General features: G+C 67.1%; 19 protein-coding genes and 1 pseudogene. 12 read left to right on the plus strand and 8 right to left on the minus strand.

What is annotated here, in order from left to right:
- Positions 1-84 precede the first annotated feature (84 nt).
- From G9373_RS18915 to ugpC, 6 genes are all read left to right on the plus strand, one after another.
- A complete protein-coding gene (locus tag G9373_RS18915) occupies positions 85-1,764 on the plus strand; it encodes an FAD-dependent oxidoreductase (RefSeq protein ID WP_043789887.1) in 1,680 nt (559 codons plus the stop codon).
- A gap of 169 nt (positions 1,765-1,933) precedes the next feature.
- Positions 1,934-2,854, plus strand: a complete 921-nt coding sequence (locus G9373_RS18920; protein ID WP_005253076.1) for an Ig-like domain-containing protein — start codon at positions 1,934-1,936, stop codon at positions 2,852-2,854.
- Positions 2,855-2,974: 120 nt separating this feature from the next.
- Positions 2,975-3,883, plus strand: coding sequence for a sugar ABC transporter permease (locus tag G9373_RS18925; protein ID WP_169695351.1), 909 nt, complete (start codon positions 2,975-2,977; stop codon positions 3,881-3,883).
- Positions 3,880-4,779 (plus strand): carbohydrate ABC transporter permease, encoded by a 900-nt coding sequence (locus G9373_RS18930; protein WP_054248867.1) that lies wholly within the window; start codon positions 3,880-3,882, stop codon positions 4,777-4,779. Before G9373_RS18925 ends, G9373_RS18930 begins: the two co-directional genes overlap by 4 nt.
- An 18-nt stretch (positions 4,780-4,797) precedes the next feature.
- Positions 4,798-6,117: an ABC transporter substrate-binding protein gene (locus G9373_RS18935; RefSeq protein WP_167116160.1), complete on the plus strand. Its 1,320-nt coding sequence runs from the start codon at positions 4,798-4,800 to the stop codon at positions 6,115-6,117.
- A gap of 17 nt (positions 6,118-6,134) precedes the next feature.
- Entirely contained in the window at positions 6,135-7,199 is a 1,065-nt protein-coding gene (gene ugpC, locus G9373_RS18940; RefSeq protein WP_167116163.1) for a sn-glycerol-3-phosphate ABC transporter ATP-binding protein UgpC, read from the plus strand.
- A 3-nt stretch (positions 7,200-7,202) separates the two neighbouring features.
- Here ugpC and G9373_RS18945 read toward each other — a convergent pair whose 3' ends face one another.
- From G9373_RS18945 to G9373_RS18955, 3 genes and pseudogenes are all read right to left on the minus strand, one after another.
- Positions 7,203-9,152, minus strand: coding sequence for a M13 family metallopeptidase (locus tag G9373_RS18945; protein WP_005566790.1), 1,950 nt, complete (start codon positions 9,150-9,152; stop codon positions 7,203-7,205).
- A 47-nt stretch (positions 9,153-9,199) separates the two neighbouring features.
- A pseudogene (locus G9373_RS45925) lies at positions 9,200-9,505 on the minus strand (protocatechuate dioxygenase); the annotation flags it as partial.
- A 94-nt stretch (positions 9,506-9,599) separates the two neighbouring features.
- Complete coding sequence (locus G9373_RS18955; RefSeq protein WP_054248839.1) at positions 9,600-10,364, minus strand: pirin-like bicupin family protein; 765 nt, start codon at positions 10,362-10,364, stop codon at positions 9,600-9,602.
- 345 nt (positions 10,365-10,709) lie between these two features.
- Here G9373_RS18955 and G9373_RS18960 point away from each other — a divergent pair, with 345 nt between their 5' ends.
- Positions 10,710-10,889: a hypothetical protein gene (locus G9373_RS18960; protein ID WP_005253084.1), complete on the plus strand. Its 180-nt coding sequence runs from the start codon at positions 10,710-10,712 to the stop codon at positions 10,887-10,889.
- A 52-nt stretch (positions 10,890-10,941) separates the two neighbouring features.
- Here G9373_RS18960 and couM read toward each other — a convergent pair whose 3' ends face one another.
- From couM to couN, 3 genes are read right to left on the minus strand one after another with little or no spacing between them, the layout of a single operon-like run.
- On the minus strand, positions 10,942-11,415 hold the full coding sequence (gene couM / locus G9373_RS18965) for a p-hydroxycinnamoyl-CoA hydratase (protein ID WP_005566784.1): 474 nt from the start codon (positions 11,413-11,415) through the stop codon (positions 10,942-10,944).
- A gap of 32 nt (positions 11,416-11,447) precedes the next feature.
- On the minus strand, positions 11,448-12,338 hold the full coding sequence (couO, locus tag G9373_RS18970; RefSeq protein WP_120659626.1) for a 4-hydroxyphenyl-beta-ketoacyl-CoA hydrolase: 891 nt from the start codon (positions 12,336-12,338) through the stop codon (positions 11,448-11,450).
- On the minus strand, positions 12,335-13,246 hold the full coding sequence (couN, locus tag G9373_RS18975) for a 4-hydroxyphenyl-beta-hydroxyacyl-CoA dehydrogenase (RefSeq protein ID WP_120659625.1): 912 nt from the start codon (positions 13,244-13,246) through the stop codon (positions 12,335-12,337). Before couN ends, couO begins: the two co-directional genes overlap by 4 nt.
- A gap of 114 nt (positions 13,247-13,360) precedes the next feature.
- On the opposite strand from couN, the gene couR reads away from it, so the two are divergent.
- The 5 genes from couR (at position 13,361) to G9373_RS19000 (ending at position 18,463) form a co-directional block, all read left to right on the plus strand.
- The gene (couR, locus tag G9373_RS18980; RefSeq protein ID WP_005263606.1) at positions 13,361-13,801 is read left to right on the plus strand and encodes a MarR family transcriptional repressor CouR; all 441 of its coding nucleotides are present in this window, start codon (positions 13,361-13,363) and stop codon (positions 13,799-13,801) included.
- A 6-nt stretch (positions 13,802-13,807) separates the two neighbouring features.
- On the plus strand, positions 13,808-14,284 hold the full coding sequence (locus tag G9373_RS18985) for a DUF3237 domain-containing protein (RefSeq protein ID WP_005571411.1): 477 nt from the start codon (positions 13,808-13,810) through the stop codon (positions 14,282-14,284).
- 6 nt (positions 14,285-14,290) lie between these two features.
- Positions 14,291-15,199, plus strand: coding sequence for a LysR family transcriptional regulator (locus tag G9373_RS18990; protein WP_005571413.1), 909 nt, complete (start codon positions 14,291-14,293; stop codon positions 15,197-15,199).
- 172 nt (positions 15,200-15,371) lie between these two features.
- A complete protein-coding gene (locus tag G9373_RS18995) occupies positions 15,372-16,697 on the plus strand; it encodes an MFS transporter (protein WP_167116166.1) in 1,326 nt (441 codons plus the stop codon).
- Positions 16,694-18,463, plus strand: a complete 1,770-nt coding sequence (locus G9373_RS19000) for a CocE/NonD family hydrolase (protein WP_167116169.1) — start codon at positions 16,694-16,696, stop codon at positions 18,461-18,463. Before G9373_RS18995 ends, G9373_RS19000 begins: the two co-directional genes overlap by 4 nt.
- 43 nt (positions 18,464-18,506) lie before the next feature.
- Here G9373_RS19000 and G9373_RS19005 read toward each other — a convergent pair whose 3' ends face one another.
- Both G9373_RS19005 and couL read right to left on the minus strand, forming a co-directional pair.
- Positions 18,507-19,091, minus strand: a complete 585-nt coding sequence (locus G9373_RS19005; RefSeq protein WP_120659622.1) for a DJ-1/PfpI family protein — start codon at positions 19,089-19,091, stop codon at positions 18,507-18,509.
- A 45-nt stretch (positions 19,092-19,136) separates the two neighbouring features.
- A complete protein-coding gene (couL, locus tag G9373_RS19010) occupies positions 19,137-20,672 on the minus strand; it encodes a p-hydroxycinnamoyl-CoA synthetase (protein ID WP_054247412.1) in 1,536 nt (511 codons plus the stop codon).
- Positions 20,673-20,677 lie beyond the last annotated feature (5 nt).

Genomic DNA, 20,677 nt, shown 5'->3' on the forward strand with positions numbered 1-20,677 from the left:
CGGTTCTCGCGCAAAATTGGAACACGTTATAGTCTGGTGTCACATCCCGACGTCGGACTGCGCGTACTCAGGTAGGGGAGAACCGTGACTTATGTGATCACGCAGCCGTGCTGCAACGACGCATCGTGCGTCGATGTCTGTCCGGTCAACTGCATCCATCCCACACCGGACGAGAAGCCGTTCGCTACCACGGAAATGCTGTACATCGACCCGGACACCTGCATCGACTGCGGGGCCTGCGTCGAGGAGTGCCCGGTGGAGGCCATCTACGCGGAGAACGACCTCGACGAGGTCGACGAGCCGTACCTCGACATCAACGCGCAGTACTACACCAAGCACCCCATCGGCCCCGACTGGCCCGAGCCGCTCGCGCTGCCGCAGATCGACGCAGCCCTCGGCACGCTCCACGTCGCGATCGTCGGGTCGGGTCCGGCCGCCTGCTACGCCGCGATGGAACTGACCGCGAAACCGCGCGTCGAGGTCGACATCTTCGACCGGCTTCCTACCCCGTACGGGCTGGTGCGCGCCGGGGTCGCGCCGGACCATCCGGGCACCAAGGGCGTCACGGACCAGTTCCGTTCGGTCGTCGGCAAGCGCACGGTGCACTGCCACTTCAACGTGGAAGTGGGCCGGGACGTGAGCCACGAGGAACTGCTCGCACACCACCACGCCGTCATCTACGCGGTCGGCGCGGCAGGCGACCGCACGCTGGGCATTCCCGGCGAGGATCTCGTCGGCAGCCACGCCGCCACCGAGTTCGTGGCCTGGTACAACGGTCACCCCGACTACGCCGACCACACGTTCGACCTGTCGGGGGAGCGGGCCGTCATCGTCGGCAACGGCAACGTGGCACTCGACGTGGCCCGCATCCTCGTCACCGATCCGGAGATCCTGGCCAAGACGGACCTCGCGGACCACGCCCTCGAGGCGCTGCGGGCGAGCAACATCCGCGAGGTCGTCATTCTCGGCCGCCGTGGCCCCGCTCAGGCCGCCTACACCAACCCCGAACTCCTCGCGCTCGGGCTGATGCCGGACGTGGACATCGTGGTCGACCCGGACGAAGCGGTCCTCGACCCGGCAAGCCGCGCGTTCGTCGACGGCGACGAGGCCGAGCCGTCGCAGCGCCACAAGGTGCGGCAGGTCGAGGAGTTCGCCCGGCGCACCGCCGATCCGGCGAAGAAGCGGATCGTATTGCGGTTCCTGACGTCGCCCGTGGAGATTCTCGGCACCGACGCCGTCGAATCGGTGCGCATCGCGAAGAACGAGATGGTCGCGGACGCGTCCGGACGGCTCAGCGCCAAACCGTCCGACGTCACCTCGACACTGGACACGGGCCTGGTGCTGCGCTCGATCGGTTACCGCGGTCAACCCGTGGCCGGCATCCCCTTCGACGACCGGCGCGGCGTCATACCCAACGAGAACGGCCGGGTGATCGATCCGGAGACCGGCACACCCGTGCCCGGCGTGTACGTGGCGGGCTGGATCAAGCGCGGGCCGACGGGCGTGATCGGCACCAACAAGTACTGCTCCGCGGAGACGGTCAAGATGCTGATCGACGATTTCTCCGCCGGTCGCCTCGACGCGCCCACCGAACGTGAGGCTCTCGACCGCCTGATCGCCGAGCGTGCGCCCGACGCCGTCGACTACCAGGGCTGGCAGCGCATCGACAAGACCGAACGTGCCGGGGGCAAGGCTGCCGGTCGGACGCGCACCAAGCTGATCACCATCGAGAGCATGCTCGCCGCCGCCCGCGCCGATACCTGATCGTGAGCGCTTCTTGACCACTCGGTGACACCCACGCCCCGCAGGCCGCGGAGCGGCAACGATTGCGGGCAAATTGCTCGCGGCCGGATGATGTGTGTTAATGGCAGTGCGCGATTGGTAGGTCCGTCGGGGACGCGCGTTGCACACGTCGTCGAACGAGAGTGGTCATATGGGCAAGTCAGGAATCGGTTTTTCCAGGAACAAGCACTGGTCTTCGCGCGTCGCTGTCGCACTGACCGGGGCCGTCGTGTCCGGAACGGCGCTGGTCGGGGCCGCACAGGCCGCACCGCTCTTTCCCGGTGGACCGGAGGTTCCGAGTCTTCCCACCCTGCCCGGTCTGCCCGGCGCGCCGCAGCTACCGCTTCCTGAACCGGCACCCGCGCCCGCGAACTTCTCGGCCCCGTCCCTCAACCCGGGTGCGGGCGAGGTCGTGGGTGTCGCGCAACCGGTGATCATCCGCTTCAACGAGGCGATCGGCGACCGCGCCGCCGCCGAGCGTGCCATCAAGGTCACCACCAGCCAGCCGGTCGAGGGCGGTTTCTACTGGATCAACGACAGCCAGGTGCGGTGGAAGCCCACCGAGTTCTGGCCCGCGAACACCGAGGTCACCGTGGACGCCGGCGATTCGCACTCCACGTTCACCATCGGCGACGCCCTGGTGGCGACCGCGGACGACAACACCAAGCAGATCACCGTCACCCGGAACGGCGAAGTGGTCAAGACCATGCCGACGTCGATGGGTAAGACCGATCACGAGACGCCGAACGGCACCTACATCATCGGCGACAAGTTCCGTGACATGTACATGGACTCGTCCACGTACGGTGTCCCGGTCGATTCGGCCGAGGGGTACCGCACGTACGTCGAGTACGCCACCCGCATGTCGTACAGCGGCATCTTCGTCCACGCCGCACCGTGGTCGGTGGACGCCCAGGGCAACACCAACGTCAGCCACGGCTGCCTCAACGTGAGCACCGACGACGCCAAGTGGTTCTACGAGAACTCGAAGAAGGGCGACGCCGTGGTCGTGCAGAACACCGCAGGCGGCGTGCTGAGCGGCTCCGACGGTCTCGGCGACTGGAACCGCTGACCCTGATCTGACCAGTTGTCCCCGTAGCCCGCACAGTTCAATGTGCGGGCTACGGCAATTTACCGGCTATTCGTACACGGTCGTCAGACTGCCGCAGTGAGATCGAGTCCGGAACGAACCCTGCCGTCGCCGGGAAAGCAGGGATTGCTCGGGCGTCCGTGGCGGGACTACGCGCTGTTCGCAGCGCTGGTGGGTCCCAATCTGGTTCTGCTCGTTCTGTTCACCTACCGGCCCCTGGTCGACAACATCCGGCTGTCGTTCTTCGACTGGAACATCGCCGACCCCGTCGCCACGTTCGTCGGCTGGGACAACTACCGCGAATGGTGGAGCAGGCCCGACACCTGGCAGATCGTCGGGAACACCGTCGTGTTCACTGTCGCGACCGTGGTCGGATCGATGGTCGCCGGTCTCGCGCTCGCCGTGCTGCTGGACCGTAACCTGCACGGCCGCAACCTCGTCCGCTCGGCGATCTTCGCGCCGTTCGTCATCTCGGGTGCCGCGATCGGCGTGGCGTTCCAGTTCGTGTTCGATCCCCGTTTCGGGTTGATCCAGGATCTTCTGCACCGTGCCGGGGTCGACTCCGTCCCCGACTTCTATCAGGATCCGCACTGGGCGCTGTTCATGGTGACGGTCACCTACATGTGGAAGAACCTTGGCTACACGTTCGTGATCTACCTTGCGGCACTGCAGGGTACGCGGCGCGAGTTGACCGAGGCCGCGGAGATCGACGGGGCGGGCCGGTGGACGACGTTCCGCCGGGTCGTCCTCCCGCAGTTGCGTCCGACCACCTACTTCCTCTCGATCACGGTGATGCTGGGCTCCCTTCAGGTGTTCGACATCATCAACGTGATGACCCGGGGCGGTCCACTCGGTACCGGAACCACCACGATGGTCTACCAGGTCTACAACGAGTCGTTCCGCAACTTCCGTGCCGGCTACGGCGCCACCGTGGCCACGATCATGTTCCTGGTCCTGCTCGGGATCACCGTCTATCAGGTGCGGATCATGGATCGCGGTGAGGTCCGGTGATCGCGGACACCGTGCGCGATCAGCGCAGCACGGAGGTGCCGGTGACAGCAGACGCGGCCCGTGACCATCGACGCCGGGAGGCGCTCGTGACGGCTCTGGGGTACGCCGCGATGGTGGCGGTGCTGGTCATGGTGGCCCTGCCGCTGTACTGGATCGTGATGACGTCCTTCAAGGATCGTCCGGACGTTTACACCCTGCCGGTGACCTGGTGGCCCGGCACCTTTCATCCCGAGAACTACTCCGAGGCCACCACCTCGGTGCCGTTCTGGACGTTCCTGCGGAACTCGGTGATCATCACCGGGGTGCTGGCCGTCGTGAAGTTCGCGCTCGGCGTGTTCAGCGCCTACGGGCTGGTGTTCCTGCGGTTCCCGGGCAAGAACCTCGTGTTCCTCGGCATCATCGCCGCGTTGATGGTGCCCAACCAGATTACGGTCATCTCCAACTACGCACTCGTCGCCGAATGGGGCTGGCGGAACAGCTTTCACGGCATCATCGTTCCGCTCGCCGGGGTCGCGTTCGGAACGTTCCTGATGCGCAACCACTTCCTGTCGATACCCACCGAGATCATCGAGGCCGCCCGGATGGACGGCGCAGGCCACTTCCGGCTGCTGTGGCGGGTGGTCCTGCCGGTGTCGGGCCCCACCATGGTGGCGTTCGCGATCATCACCGTCGTCACCGAGTGGAACGAATACCTGTGGCCGTTCCTGATGGCCGACGACGCCTCCGTCGCGCCGCTGCCGATCGGGCTGACCCAACTCCAGAACAACGACGGGCTCACCAACTGGGGCCCGGTCATGGCGGGAACGGTACTCACGATGCTGCCGATTCTCGCGGTTTTCCTTGTGCTGCAACGGCACATGATCAAGGGCCTCACATCGGGTGCGGTCAAGGGATAGCGGAGAACGAGGAGAGACATGAATCGGATGAACCGTCGAGGATTCCTCGGGCTGGCGGGCGCGGTGGCCGCCGGTGCCGCGCTGACGGCCTGCGCCGGGTCGGGGTCGGGCTCGTCGGCGGCGTCCGGTGCGGCCGGTGACGCGAACACCATCACGTTCTGGTCCAACCACCCCGGCAAATCGCAGGACGTCGAACGTGAACTGATCAACCGGTTCCAGGCGAAACACCCCGACCTCACCGTGAACCTCGTCGACGGCGGAAAGAACTACGAGGAGGTGTCGCAGAAGTTCAACGCGGCCCTGTCGGGCGGCGAACTGCCCGACGTCGTGGTCCTGTCGGACGTCTGGTGGTTCAACTACGCGCTGACCGGTGCCATCGAACCGCTCGACGGACTGTTCGGCACGGTCGGCGTCGACTCCTCCGACTACGTCGACTCGCTGCTCGCCGACTACCTGTTCGAGGGCACGCACTACGCCCTCCCGTATGCGCGGTCGACGCCGCTGTTCTACTACAACAAGCAGGTGTGGGCGCAGGCCGGCCTGCCCGATCGCGGGCCCGCCACCTGGCAGGAGTTCGACGAGTGGGGTCCCGAACTGCAGCGGGTGATGGGCGGCGGCAAGCTGGCCCACGGCTGGGGTGACGCCAAGAACTACCTGGGCTGGACGTTCGAGGGACCGGTCTGGACGTTCGGCGGGGCGTACTCGGACCAGTGGGACCTGAAGTTCGGCGACGAGACAACGCTCGCCGCGGGGACGTTCCTGAAGGACATGATCCACACGAAGAAGTACGCGGCGGTGTCGAGCGACATCGCCAACGAGTTCGGTGCGGGCATCCTCGCGTCGACCATCGCCTCGACCGGTGACCTGTCGGGAATCACCAAGTCGGCCGCGTTCGACTTCGGCACCGCGTTCCTCCCCGCGTCGGGCGCCCCGGGCTGCCCGACCGGCGGCGCGGGCCTCGCGATTCCGGCGCGGATCTCCGACGAGCGCAAGAAGAACGCGCTGACGTTCATCGACTTCGTGACGAACGGTGAGAACACCGCGTACTTCTCCCAGAACGTCGGGTACATGCCCGTCCGCAAGTCCGCTGTCGAGGACCCGGGCATGAAGGCATACCTCGACGCGAACCCCAACGCGCGCACCGCCGTCGACCAGCTCGCGAAGACCGGGTCGCAGGACTACGCCCGTGTGTTCGTGCCCGGCGGCGACCAGATCATCGGCACCGGACTCGAACAGATCGCGCTGCAGAACGCGGACGTGGCGACGACGTTCGCCGGCGTCGGGACGCAACTCCAGCAGATCATCGACCGCCAGATCACCCCCAAGCTGCCCCAGTAGGAGGAGAAGGAACATCCATGGCCCACGTGCAGTTCGCAGGCGTCACCCACCGCTATTCCGGAGCCGATCGACCCGCGGTCGATCGGCTGGACCTCGACATCGCGGACGGCGAGTTCCTCGTCCTGGTGGGTCCGTCCGGGTGCGGTAAGTCGACCAGCCTGCGGATGCTGGCCGGCCTCGAAGCCGTCGAGGCGGGCCGCATCGAGATCGGCGGCACCGACGTCACCGCGCTGCCACCCCGGGCGCGGGACGTGGCCATGGTGTTCCAGAGTTACGCGCTCTACCCGAACATGACCGTCGCCGACAACATGGGTTTCGCGCTCCGCAACGCCGGCGTCGGGAAGGTGGAACGCACCGCCCGGGTGCTGGAAGCGGCGCGGATGCTCGAACTCGAACCCCTGCTGGATCGCAAACCGGCGAAACTGTCCGGCGGGCAACGTCAACGGGTCGCGATGGGCCGGGCGATCGTGCGGCACCCGAAGGTGTTCTGCATGGACGAACCGCTGAGCAACCTCGACGCCAAGCTGCGGGTGAGCACCCGCTCGCAGATCGCGGGCCTGCAGCGCAGGCTCGGTACGACCACCGTGTACGTCACGCACGACCAGGTGGAGGCCATGACGATGGGTGACCGGGTTGCGGTGATGCAGGGCGGGCGCCTCCAGCAGGTCGCCCGGCCCCGCGATCTCTACGACAACCCGGTCAACACGTTCGTCGCCGGGTTCATCGGCTCGCCCGGGATGAACCTCATGGACACCCCGATCCGCGACGGCGTCGCCGAACTGGGTGACCTGCGTATTCCCGTGCCGCGCTCGGCGATCGGGGACGGTTCCGTGATCGTCGGGGTGCGCCCGGAGTCGTGGACGCTGGTGGGGTCGTGGCGCAAGGACTCGTACACGGTCGAAACCGACCTGCTCGAGGAACTCGGGGCGGAGTCCTTCGTGTACGCGTCCGGCACATCCGGGAAGGTGGTGGTGCGGGTGGACCGCACGCGCACCGTCGCCGCGGGGGAGAGGGTGCACCTGCAGCCGAAACCCGGCGAGGTGTACTTCTTCTCCGCGGCGACGGGTGACCGTCTGCGGTAGTCGCTACCAGATCTTGACGCGCTCCTGCGGATCCAGATACAGGGCGTCACCCGGCTGGACGTCGAACGCGTCGTGGAACGTGTCGAGGTTGCGGACCACGCCGTTGCAGCGGAACTCCGGCGGCGAGTGCGGGTCGACGGCCAGCCGGCGGAGCGCCTCGGCGTCCCGGGCCTTGGTGCGCCACACCTGCGCCCAGCCGAAGAACACCCGCTGGAGACCGGTGAGGCCGTCGAGAACCTCGGGCTCGGCCCCTTCCGTGGCGATCCGGTACGCCGCGATGGCGATGGACAGGCCACCGAGGTCGCCGATGTTCTCACCGATGGTGAACTCACCGTTCACGGTGTGGCCGGGCAGCGCCTTCGGCTCGAACTCGTTGTACTGCTCGATCAGCGCCTTCGTGCGCTTGCCGAACTCGGTCCGGTCGTCGTCGGTCCACCAGTCGACCATGTTGCCGTCGCCGTCGTACTTGGCGCCCTGATCGTCGAAGCCGTGGCCGATCTCGTGACCGATGACGGCACCGATTCCGCCGTAGTTGGCGGCGTCGTCGGCTGCGGCGTCGAAGAACGGCGGCTGCAGAATGGCTGCGGGAAAGACGATTTCGTTCATGCCCGGGTTGTAGTAGGCGTTGACCGTCTGCGGTGTCATGAACCACTCGTCGCGGTCGACGGGGCCACCGAGCTTCGCGAGGTCGCGGTCGTACTCCGCCGCGTAGCCGCTGCGGTAGTTGCCGACCAGGTCGTCGCGGGAGATGGTGACGGCCGAGTAGTCGCGCCACTTGTCGGGGTAGCCGATCTTGGGCGTGAACTTCTCCAGCTTGCGCAGCGCCGCCTGCCGCGTTTCGGGGCTCATCCAGTCCAGGTCGGAGATGTTGCGCCGGTACGCCTCCTGCAGGTTGGCGACGAGTTCCTGCATGCGGGCCTTCGCGTCGGCCGGGAAGTGGCGTTCGACGTAGAGCTTGCCGACGGCCTCGCCCAGCAGATCCTGCACCAGGGACACGCCGCGCTTCCAGCGCTCACGGATCTCCTCGGCGCCGGTCAGCGTCTTTCCGTAGAACGCGAAGTTCTCGTCGACCAGGGCCTGCGTGAGGTACGGGGCGCGGGAGCGGATGACGTTCCACGTCGCCCACGCCTTCCAGTCGTCGAGGTCCTCGGACGTCCACAGCTCGGTCAGGGTGGTGAGGAAGTCGGGCTGGCGGACCACGATCTCGTCGAACTGCTCGGACGTGCCGCCGAGTGCGCCGATCCACGCCGACCAGTCAAACCCGGCGGGCAGCTGGTCGAGGGTGAGCAGGTTGTAGCTCAGCTCGGCGTCGCGACGCTTCACGACGTCCCAATGACCGGCCGCGATCTTGGTTTCCAGGTCGAACACGCGCTGCGCGTCGTAGCCGACGCCGGCGAGGGCGAACATCTTCGCGATGTGCTTCACGTACGCCGCGCGGATCTCCGCGTAGTCGTCCTGGCGGTAGTACGACTCGTCGGGCAGGCCGATGCCCGACTGACTGAAGTGGACGAGGTAGCGCTCGGAGTTCTTCGCGTCCGTGTCGACGTAGTGACCGACGGCTCCGCCGACCCCGGTGCGCTGCTGGCGGCCGATGACGGCGGCGAGCGCGGAGAGGTCGGCGGCCGAGGCCACGTCGGCGAGCTCACCGGCGATCGGTGCGAGCCCCGCGGCCTCGACGACGTCCGCGTCCATGAAGCTGCCGTACAGGTCGCCGATGCGCTGCGCGTCGGTCCCCGGCGCCGCGCCGGAGTCCGCCGCCTCCTCGATGATGGTCTGGACGTCGACCTCGGCCTTGTCGTACAGCGTGCGGAACGCGCCGTCGATCGCCCGGTCCGCGGGAATCTCGTAGTCGTCGATCCACTTGCCGTTCACGTGGACGAACAGGTCGTCCTGGGCGCGGGTGTCGTTGTCGAGGTGAGTGAGGTCGATGCCGGAGCGCTGAGCCGTGGTCATGCGTTCCATCCTTACACCGTTCCGCGCCGGGAGGTCCACCACTGCGCTCAGGGCGAAACAAACTGCTCGGCGACGGTCAGCAGGCCGGCGTCGTCGTAGATGCTGTCGGTGGAGTTGTTCACGTTGTTCTCGCGTCCGGTGTGGTCGGAGTACGGCGCGGTCGCGTACACGTCGTCGAGCAGGGCCTCGTCGAAGAACAGCTGGGTGGTGAGCACCGTCTTCTTGTCGATGTGCACCTCGAGGTGGATGTAGGTGGTCCGGCTGATGTACCAGCCGGGGAAGACCGTGGTGAACTGGGCGATGCCGTACGCGTCCGTGGTCTGGGCGCCGCGCAGGTAGGTGCCGTCGTTCGTGAGGTCCTGCAGCCGCAGTGCGAGCTCGGCGCTCGTCGTCGTGGCGCACGAACCTGCACGCAGCGTGCCGTCCGGCTGTGAACTTGCCGGAAACTCAGCCGCCGAGGCGGGCGTGCATCTCCCAGACGAGGACCTCGGCGCCGGAGTGCGAGGAGACCTGCTGGCCACCGGAGGCGCTCAGCCGGACGGCGTCGCCCTCGTACAGGGTGCCGACGCCCTCCATCTCGGCGGTGCCCCGGGCGACGAAGACGTGGAGGAACGGCGCCTCGGGAAGTGTCACCGGTGCGCCGGGGAAGAGTCGCGCGACATGAAGGGCCGCGTGCTTGTTGTTGATCCGGATCGCCGAATTGTCCTTGTATTCCGGCATTCCGGACGCAACAGGCACCAGCCCGCCCTCGAGGATCTCGTCCTCGATCTCGAGTTGTTCGTAACTCGGAGTGAGGCCGGCTTCGTCGGGTACCACCCACATCTGGACGAAATGCACCGGCTCGTGGTGCTGGTCACCCTCGAGGCGCCAGCTGTCGTTCTTTTCTGAATGCATGATGCCCTTGCCTGCGCTCATGCGTTGCGCAAGGCCGGGATAGATGATGCCGGAGTGGCCGATCGAATCCTGATGCACGAGCGAGCCGCGCAGCACCCACGTGACGATCTCCATGTCCTTGTGCGGATGCGTGTCGAATCCCTGACCGGGGAGCACGGTGTCGTCGTTGTTCACGAGGAGCAGCCCGTGGTGCGTGTTGTCGGGGTCGTAGTGCTGGCCGAAGGAGAACGAATGTTTCGAATCCAACCAGGAAATCTTGGTTTTCAGCCGATCGCCGGCACGATGAACATAGACGTGAGGTGTGGTGACTGCTGGCATATCGGTCCTCCTTCGGGTGGTACCCGGTCCAGAGTACGAGGTGCCGGCTGCAGGTACTCGCAAGACGGTGTCGATTGTGCATCGAATTCATCGCCTGCCGGCAGCGGTGGAGGGCCCGCATCGAAGGCGAAATGAGGTTGCGCAGTGCGACATTGGAGTACTGAGCGCTCGTAAGGCGGTGTTCGGCAACAGCTTTCGCCGACGGCGAGAAGAGCGTGAAAGACGGGCGTCCAGTTCGTGCCGCCGCGAATGCCCGCTTCGGCCGGGCCCGCGGCGTACAGTTCGAATTGTGCGTCCGGAAGTCGCAGGATTTGCGGCACGTTCGCACACAGCGGAAGGAGCGTGATGAAGGCGAATTCGGATCGACACGATCAGCACCTCCCCGAGCACCAGCGGATCGCAGACCTCGTCGACGACATGGAAGACCGGCTGGTGGCCGAGCGTGAGGCGAAGGGAATCGCGGGAAACGCGTCCGAGCGGAAGCAGGCGGAACAGCTCGAGCCCGACGATCAGGCTCCCGAGTAACGCCTGTGAGTACTTGTCAACCGCGGGCGGTTGACAAGTACTCACGGGTGGGTCACTCGAAGAAGCGGTACACGGCCTCGACGACTACCGCGGGACGCTCGCTGCCCTCGAGTTCGATCTGCCCGGCGACTGTCACCTGGACGCCGCCCTTGGGCAGTGCCTCGACGGACTGCAGCGTCGCGTTGAGGCGGACGCGTCCTTCCGCGGGCACGGGGTTGGTGAATCGGACCTTGTTGAGACCGTAATTGACGGCCATGGTGACGCTGTCGACGGTCAGTACCTCGTCCCACATGGGGATGATCAGCGACAACGTGAGGTAGCCGTGGGCGATGGGCCCGCCGAACGGGCTCTCCGCCGTCGCGCGCTCGGGGTCGACGTGAATCCACTGGTGATCGTCGGTGGCGTCGGCGAACGTGTTGATCCGCTGCTGGGGGATGTCGATCCACGAGCTGGTGCCCAGCGACTGGCCCTCGAGCGCGGCGAGGTCTGCCAGGGTGGCGACGCGGGTGGTGGTTGCGGTGGTCACGCTAAGTCTCCTGGTGGTTCGGTGGGGCAGGGTCAGTGTTTGATGCCGAGAACGCGCAGCGCGTTCTGCTTGAAGATCAGGGGCGTGACCTCGGGTTTGATGTCGAGGTTCTCGAAGTCCTTCATCCAGCGGTCGACCTGGATGACGGGGAAGTCGGAGCCGAACAGCACCTTGCCGCGGAGCATGCTGTTGGCGGCCTTGACCAGCTGCGGCGGGAAGTACTTCGGTGACCACCCGGACAGGTCGATGAAGACGTTGGCCTTGTGGGTGGCGATGGAGATCTGCGAGTCGACCCACGGCACCGACGGGTGGGCCATGATCACGGTGAGGTCGGGGAAGTCGGCGGCGACGTCGTCGAGCAGCATCGGGTCGGAGTAGCGCAGTTTGATGCCGTGGCCGCCGGGCAGTCCGGCGCCGATCCCGGTCTGACCGGTGTGGAACAGGGCGGGGACCCCGGCCTCGGTGATGGCCTCGTAGAGCGGGTAGAACTGCCGGTCGTTGGGTTCGAAGCCCTGCATGCTGGGGTGGAACTTGAACCCCTTCACACCGTAGTCGTCGACGAGCCGGTGCACGCGCCGCACGGCGGCCTTGCCCTGCCAGGGGTCGACGGATCCGAACGGGATCAGGACGTCGTTGTGGCGGGCGGCGCCCTCGGCGATCTCCTCGACCGAGTTGGCGGGGTGTCCGCTGGCCGAGGCCGCGTCGACGGTGAACACGACCGCGGCCATGTTGCGGGAGCGGTAGTGGTCGGCGATCGCGTCGATGGACGGGGTGCGTTCCTCGCCGGACTTGAAGTACTTCTCCGAGGCGGCCATCAGTTCGTCGTCGAGGGACCGGTGCCCGCAGCCGTCGATCTCGACGTGGGTGTGGATGTCGATGGCGTCGATCTTGTCGAAGTCGATGCCGTACTCGTAGCGGCTCATTTCGCCATCAGCTCCTCGGGGAACTCCTCGCCGACGGACTGGACGGTGTCGCCGAACGTGCCGTTCCACTGAGCCGCGATGTCGTCGGCCGACCAGCCGCCGTCGTGGTACTCGACCGCGGTCAGGTCGGGGTGCGACCACAGCGCGAGGCGGTCGCCGCCGACGGCGAAGGCCTGGCCGGTGATCTCGGCTGCCGCGTCGGACGCGAGGAACGAGATGATGCCTGCGGCGTCCTCGGGGGTGCCCAGGCCCACCTCGCGGCGGATGATGTCGGGGAGCGGCTCGCCGTTCTTCATGCCCTCGATGTAGGGGGCGAGGAACGGGACGGTCTCGGTCATCGCGGTCGCGGCGACGGGGCAGACGGCGTTGGCGGTGATGCCCGCGCGCTGTAGTTCCATCGCCCAGGTGCGGACCATGCCGACGATGCCGGACTTGGCGCCCGAGTAGTTGGTCTGCCCGAAGTTGCCGCGCTGGCCGGCGGGGGAGCCGATGCAGATGATGCGACCACCGTCGCCCTGTTCGCGGAACTTCAGGACGGCTTCGCGGACGCAGGTGAAGGTGCCGCGCAGGTGCACGTTGATGACGGCGTCGAAGTCGTCGTCGGTCATCTTCCACAGCACCTTGTCGCGAAGGATGCCGGCATTGGTGACCATGACGTCGAGGCGTCCGAACGCGTCGACCGCGCCGGCGACCAGCTTCTGGGCGGTTTCGGTGCTGCCGACCGGGGCGACGACGGCGACGGCCCGGCCGCCCGCGGCGGTGATCTCGGCGACGGCGGCGTCGGCGGTGGCCTGGTTGACGTCGTTGATCACGACCGCGGCGCCGTGCCGCACCAGGTCCTTGGCGTAGGCCAGTCCGAGGCCCTGTCCGCTGCCGGTGACTACGGCGACTTTGTTGCTGAGGTCCATGTCGTGATTCTCCTAAGGTCGTGTTCGCTGGATCACACGTAATCATTGATGATTGAGAATGTCAATGATTAAGATCTGCTACTCTACCGACAATCATCAGAAGGGGGTCGTCGCATGGCAGAGTCGCAGGCGTTATCGGACGACATCGGGTTCCTGCTCTCGCGCGTCGGCGGAATGGTGCTGGGCGCGGTCAACAAGGCCCTCGTTCCCACCGGGCTGCGGGTGCGTTCCTACTCGGTCCTGGTCCTCGCGTGTGAGCAGGCCGAGGGCGTCAACCAGCGCGGGGTGGCCGCCACCATGGGTCTCGACCCCAGTCAGATCGTGGGCCTGGTCGACGAACTCGAGGAACGCGGACTCGTCGTGCGCACCCTCGACCCCTCGGATCGCCGCAACAAACTGATCGCGGCCACCGACGAGGGACGCCGGCTCCGCGACGACGCCAAGGCACGTGTCGACGCGGCCCACGGACGCTACTTCGAGGGCATCCCCGACACGGTGGTGAACCAGATGCGGGACACGTTGCAGAGCATCGCCTTTCCCGCCTTCGTCGAGTAGGGCGCGATGACCGAGCTCCTCGCCCCGGCCCCGCCCGGGATGTCGTTCCTCGCCACGTTCGTCGTGGAGGTTGCCGAGCCGGTGGAGATCGGATCCACGCCCGAGGGAACACGTCGCATCATCCCCATCCTCGGTGGCCGGGTCGAGGGCCCCGAGCTGCGGGGCACCGTGCTGCCGGTCGGGGCGGACTTCCAGCTGCTCAGCTCGTCCACGCTCACCGAACTCGAGGCCAAGTACGCCATCGAGACCGACGACGGCGACCGTATCTACGTCACCAACTTCGGGCTGCGCTCGGGTACCGCCGAAGACATCGCCCGACTGGTCGACGGCGAGGCCGTGCCGCCCGAGCGCATCTACTTCCGCTGCACCCCACGGCTCACCGCCGCCGAGGGCCGGTGGTCGTGGCTGCGCTCGCGGATCCTCGTCGGCACCGGCGAACGCCTCCCCGGCGAGGTGCGTCTCACGGTGTTCGTGGTGGACTGAGGGGCCGTGGAGATCCGCTGGATGAAGTCGTTCGTCGCGGTCGCCGAGGAACTCAACTACGGCCGGGCGGCCGAGGTGCTGCACATCGCGCAACCGGCCGTGAGTCAGCAAGTGCAGCAACTCGAGAAGCGCCTCGGCGTGAAACTGTTCGACCGCACCACGCGATCGGTCCGGCTCACCGCGGCGGGGGAGCGCTTCCTGCAGCCGTGCAAGGACGCGCTCGCCGGAATCGACCGCGCCGTCGATGCCGCGGTGATCGCGGATCCGGCGGTCGAGGGTCGCGTCCGGGTCGGGTTCAGCGGCGCCTACGGGCAGACCGAATTGTCTTCTCTGGCACGGTCGGTGCGCCGTCGGTACCCGCTGATCGATCTCGTCCTCGAGGGGGCGACGGTCAGTGGGCAGATCCTCGACGAAATCTGGGAGGGGCAACTCGACCTCGGGATCGTCTCGGACGCGGTGTCCCACCCCCATGTGCTCACGCGGCAGATCTCGGTGGAGTACCTCAGTGCGCTGCTCCCGAGCGATCACCCACTCGCCGCACGGGAGTCGATCGACCTCGCCGAACTGCGCGACGAAACGTTCGTCGCGAATCCCGCCGCCACCGGATCCACGCTCCGCCGCGATCTGCTCGCCGCGTGCCGGGATGTCGGGTTCACGCCGAACATCGTGCAGGAGACCACCGACGGCATCGTGCTGACCGCCCTCGTCGCGGCCGGGGTCGGTGTGGCGCTCGTGCCGGGTGACGTCCAGACGTATCCCAATCGGGTGGTGCTCGTTCCCCTCGACGCCGGCCGATACGAAGTCCGGGCCGCGCTGGCCTGGTCGGACCGTCCCGTATCGCCCGTCGTGCAGACGGTTCTCGACCTCGCCGCCGACGTGCTGCCGTCGTCGGACGCCGCCCCCGACGAGCAATAACGATCGCTTATCAATCGGTGCCGATACTGCTCTTGGACGGTGATCGGTTTCTTTGGCAGAGTCTCCCTCGGCGGCAGCGGATGTGACCTGGACAACTCCGATCCCCGGTGCCGCACCCGCCTCGAGGCCTCTCCGAACTCCCGGATGCCCTTCACATTCAGGTAGGAACCACATGACTTCCACATTCGACGGCCGCGACGTACGCGCCGACACGAGCGTCCGGTCACCCCACGCGCGCCGGGCAGCCCTGGCCTCCTTCGTGGGCAGCACACTCGAGTACTACGACTTCTTCATCTACGCCTCCTTCTCCGCGCTGGCGTTCAACACCCTGTTCTTCCCGGATCTCGGTTCATTCTGGGGGACCATCGTGTCGATGGCGACCATCGGGATCGGGTACGTCGTCCGGCCTCTCGCAGCCCTCGTCTTCGGCCACTTCGGGGACACCCTCGGCCGTAAGCGGATGCTGGTGGTGACGCTCGTGATGATGGGCGTGGCCACGTCGCTCATCGGCTGCCTGCCGACGTACGGAGCGATCGGCGTCGCGGCGCCGATCCTGCTGGTGCTGCTCCGGGCCGTCCAGGGTGCGTCGGCGGCGGGCGAGTCGGCGGGAGCCGCGTCCTTGGCGCTCGAACACGCACCCGCCGATCGCCGGGCGCTTGCGGCGAGCTGGGTGAACACCGGTGCCGCCGCGGGAATGCTGCTGGCATCGCTGGTCGTCCTCGTGTTCTCCGGACTGCCCGAGGACGCCTTCCTCAGCTGGGGATGGCGTATCCCGTTCCTGCTCAGCATGTTCGTCGCACTCGCCGGGCTCGTCATCCGCCGGATGCTGCCCGAGAGCGAGGTGTTCGAGGAGGCCGTGTCGACCGACGAACCCAAGGAAATGCCGGCGAAGGTGATCTTCCGCGACCACTGGCCGAGCGTGCTGCGGGTCGTGGGTTGCGGCCTGTTCGCGGTGGTCTCCACCATCTTCAGCGCCTTCGCCCTGTCGTGGGGCACCCACGAGGCCGGTGTGTCCCGGACCGTCATGGTCGGCGCGACCGTGCTCACCGCCGCACTCGCGCTCGTGGCCCAGCCCGCCGCGGGGATCCTCGCCGACCGGATCGGACGCAAGCCGATCTTCATCACCGGCAATCTCGTCTGCGCCGTCGCCATCTCCGGATTCTTCTGGGCGGTCAGCCAGCGTTCGACGGCCCTGATCCTGATCACCGCATGCGTCGTGATGGTGGCCGGCTACTCGCTCATCAACGCCGTCGGTCCCGCCCTGTACGCCGAGATGTTCGAGACGCGCATCCGGTATTCGGGCATGGCGATCTCCGGGCAGCTGGCGTTGGTGGCCACCGGATTCGCCCCCACCATCGCCGCGGCACTCGTCCGGCCCGGACCGAACGGCTGGATTCCGGTGGCCGTGTTCACCGCGTGCTGCTGCCTGGTCAGCGCGCTCACCACGCTCACGGTCCGGGAAACCTACCGGACCAGCACCACCGACCTCGGCAAATGACCGCACTCCCGTCGAAAGTGACCGAACCTGTGAAACACGATGTACTGATCGAGAACGACGTCGAGGCGACGATGCGGGACGGGGTGGTTCTGCGCTCGACCGTGTACCGCCCGAACGGATCCGGACGCTTCCCGGTTCTGCTCACCCGCACCCCGTACGGCCGCGACCTGTCCGTGAACTCGGGCTACCTCAACCCCGCTACCGTCGCGGCCACCGGATTCGTCGTCATCATGCAGGACGTCCGCGGCAGATTCGGCTCGGACGGCGAGTTCGTGCCGTCCGAGAACGAAGGTCCGGACGGTTACGACACGGTGCAGTGGGCCGCCGAACTGCCGTATTCGACCGGCGCCGTGGGCATGTGGGGGCGGTCGTACTTCGCCGAAACCCAGTGGCGTGCAGCCCAGGAGAAGCCGCCGGCCCTGCGCGGCATCGCCCCGGGCATCTCCGCAGGCGGCAACGCGCGGTCCGGTGGACTCGTGCGCGGCGGCGCGGTGGAATTCGGTGCCCGGCTCGGGTGGGGGCACTACTCGGCCGGACCGGCCGAGATCGCGAAACTGTCCCGGACCGATCCCGTCCGCGCGGAACGTGAGTGGGCGTCGTGGGCGCGGATCGACCGGGCGATGTCCGAGGACACGTTCTTGGACATCCTGCCCGTCCGCGACATGGCCGTGGACGCCCCGGCGTTCTTCGCGTCGCCGATCGTCGAATCGCTGGGATTCCCGATCGATCACCCCACCCGCGACCTGTGGGACAGCGCGAGCGACCGGGCCGTCGACCTCCCCTCGCTGCACATCGGGGGGTGGTACGACATCTTCGTGAACAGCACCCTCGACCAGTACTTCGGCCAACTGGCGCACAGTGATTCCGGTGCGGCCCCCGCGCCGTACCTGATCGTGGGCCCGTGGAGTCACACCAACTTCTCCGGGCTCGGTGGCTCGGTGGTGTTCGGCAGTCCCGCGAACCAGGCGGTGCTCGACTCGGGGCAGGACCTGTCGTCGGTTCACGCGCAGTGGTACGCGTCGGTGCTCGGCGACGAGGAACCCGCCATGCCCCGGGTCCGGATCTTCGTGATGGGCGAGAACCGGTGGCGGACGTACGACCGCTTCCCGGAACCCGCGCGCACCGCCGAATTCTTCCTGGCTCCCGGCGGAACCCTCGTCGCGGAAGCGGAGCGGACCGACGGGTGCGTCGACTACGACTACGACCCGGCGGATCCGGTGCCGACGGTCGGTGGGGCGACGATGATGCCGGGAACGTTCGCGGCCGGCGCACTGGAACAGAGCCGCGTCGAATCCCGCGACGACGTCCTCGTGTTCACCGGTGAGGCACTCACCGAGCCGTTGACGGTGATCGGCCGGGTGTCCGCGACACTGTTCGCGTCATCCAGTGCGGTCGACACCGATTTCGTCGTGCGACTGTGCCGGGTGACCGCGGACGGCACGTCGATCACGCTCACCGACGGCATGGTGCGGGCCCGCTACCGCGACTCCTACCGGACGCCCGGGACGTACACGTCCGCCGAACCGAGCCCGCTCGTGCCCGGGGAGGTGTACGAGTACGCGATCGACCTGTGGTCCACGGCCGTCACCTTCCAGCCCGGCGAGCGGATCCGGGTCCACGTGACGTCCAGCAACCATCCCCGCTGGGACCGCAACCTGAACACCGGCGAATCTGCCTACGAATCCTCGGAATTCGTGGTCGCCCACCAGACCGTGCACACGGGGGAGCGTTACCCCAGCCGCGTGTCGCTCTCCGTGGTGCGCTGACGCGCCCGTGAGTACTTATTAACCGCGGGTGGTTAACAAGTACTCACAGGGGGCGAGGGTCGTACTGGATATAGCGGCGCACCTCGCGCGCCCGCTCCGCTCCGGCGAAGCGGGCGACGAGGTGCAGTGCCATGTCGATACCCGCGGAGACACCGGCCGACGTGATCACGTCGCCGTCGTCGACGAATCGATCGTCCGGGCGCACGTCGATGGTCGGATCGATCTCCGCCAGCAACGCCAACGACGCCCAATGCGTCGTAGCCGGCCTGTCTTTCAGCAGGCCGGCTTTCGCGTAGACCAGGGAACCCGTGCACACGCTGGTCATCAACGGAACGACGGCGCGCTGGCGGCGCACCCAGTCGAGATGGGCGTCGTCGAGCAGTTGTGGCCGCGTGCCCTGACCGCCGGGATGGAGCAGCACGTCGAGGGGCGGCGCGTCGGCGTGGGAATGATGAGCGCCCAGGGCGAGGCCCTTGGCGCACTGCACACTCCCGCCCGACGCGGAGAGGCAGGACACGGTGTATCCGTCGTCCGGGTACATGCGCGTCCACGCGGACAGCACCTCCCACGGCCCGACGGCGTCCAACTCCTCGACGCCGTCGAACAACACGATCCCGATGTGCTTCATTCCATAATGCAAGCACGCTCGTGAGTACTTGTTAACCGCCCGCGGTTAAGAAGTACTCACAGGCTGCGAAGCGGCAAGCTTGCGCAGGTCAGGTTTGCGGATCTTGCCGGTGGCGGTGCGGGGGAGTGCCTCCGCGATCTGGATGAACGTGGGAATCTTGAAGCCCGCGAGCTTTTCTCGCAGCCGGACGCGCACCGTCTCCTCGTCGAGGGTCGTGCCGTCGGCGGCGACGACGAAGGCCATACCGGTCTCACCCCACTTCTCGTGGGGGACGCCGATCACCGCCGCCTCCCGGATGCCCTCCAGTCTCAGCAGTGCCGCCTCGACCTCGGCGGGGTAGACGTTCTCGCCGCCCGAGATGTACATGTCCTTGTAGCGGTCGCAGATGAAGAGGAAACCTTCGTCGTCGAAGTAGCCGGCGTCGCCGGTGTGCAGCCAGCCGTCGACGATCGTGCGGGCGGTCGCCTCGGGCTGATTCAGGTAGCCGAGCATCACGTTCGGGCCCTTGGCGACGATCTCGCCGATCTCGTGCGGTTCGGCGCTCGACCCGTCCGGACGCACGACGTCGACGTCGGTGAAGAACGTCCGTTTGCCGGCGGACCCGATCTTGGTGCGCACGTCCGCGCTCGACAGCATGGTCACCGACGGCGCGGTCTCCGTCAGGCCGTACGCCTGCGTGATCGCGACGTCCCGGTCCTGCCACGGGGAGATCAACGCTTCGGGTAGCGGAGCCCCGGCGACGCAGATGGCCCGCAGACTGGACACGTCGGCGTCCGCGAACCGGGGGTGGTGCCAGAGTTCCTGGATCATCGTGGGGACCGCGAAGAACGTGGTGATGCGTTCCTTCTCGATCGTGTCGAGGACGACGCCGGCATCGAACTTGCGCAGCAGCACCACGGTGCCGCCGTTGAGCAGTGTCGGTGTGACGGCGCCGCCGATCCCGCCGATGTGGAACAGCGGCGCCACCGACAGCGTGCGTTCCTTCGACGTCATGTCCTGGGCGAGAAGCTGGTTCAGCGCGTTCCACAGCATGTTGCCGTGGCTGAGCATGACACCCTTCGGTGCTCCGGTGGTGCCCGACGAGTACATCAGCACGGACAGGTCGTCGAGGCCCACCTGCTCGTCGATGCGGGTGTCCGGCTGCCCGGCGCGCACGCCCTCGTACGTGTGGGTGGACCACGAGTTGCCCAGGCCGATCCAGGTGGTGACCGGGGTGTCCGACTTCGCCAGCTTCTGCGCGACGTCGGCCTGCTGATCGCCGAATATCACTGTGGTGCAGCGTGAATCGACGAGCACGTAGCGAGCTTCCTCGGCGGTGAGGCGTGCGTTGAGCGGGAGATACGTGGCACCGAGCAGCCCGGCCGCGAACATCACCTCGAGCGCCGCGGGGTCGTTGAAACCGAAGAAGCCGACGCAGTCACCCTTCTCGACGCCGAGGGCGCGCAGGCCGTGGGCGAGTCGGCGGGTCCGCAGGGCCATCTCCTCGTACGTGACGGCCCGTCCGTCGAAGACGAGCGCCTCGTTCTTCGGCGTCATGGTGATGCGGCGCTCGAGCCACGAGCCGATGCCTTCGTTGTCCATGGTGA

The organism is Rhodococcus sp. A14 (assembly GCF_011603105.1).
GTDB classification, from domain to species: Bacteria; Actinomycetota; Actinomycetes; order Mycobacteriales; family Mycobacteriaceae; genus Rhodococcus_F; species Rhodococcus_F opacus.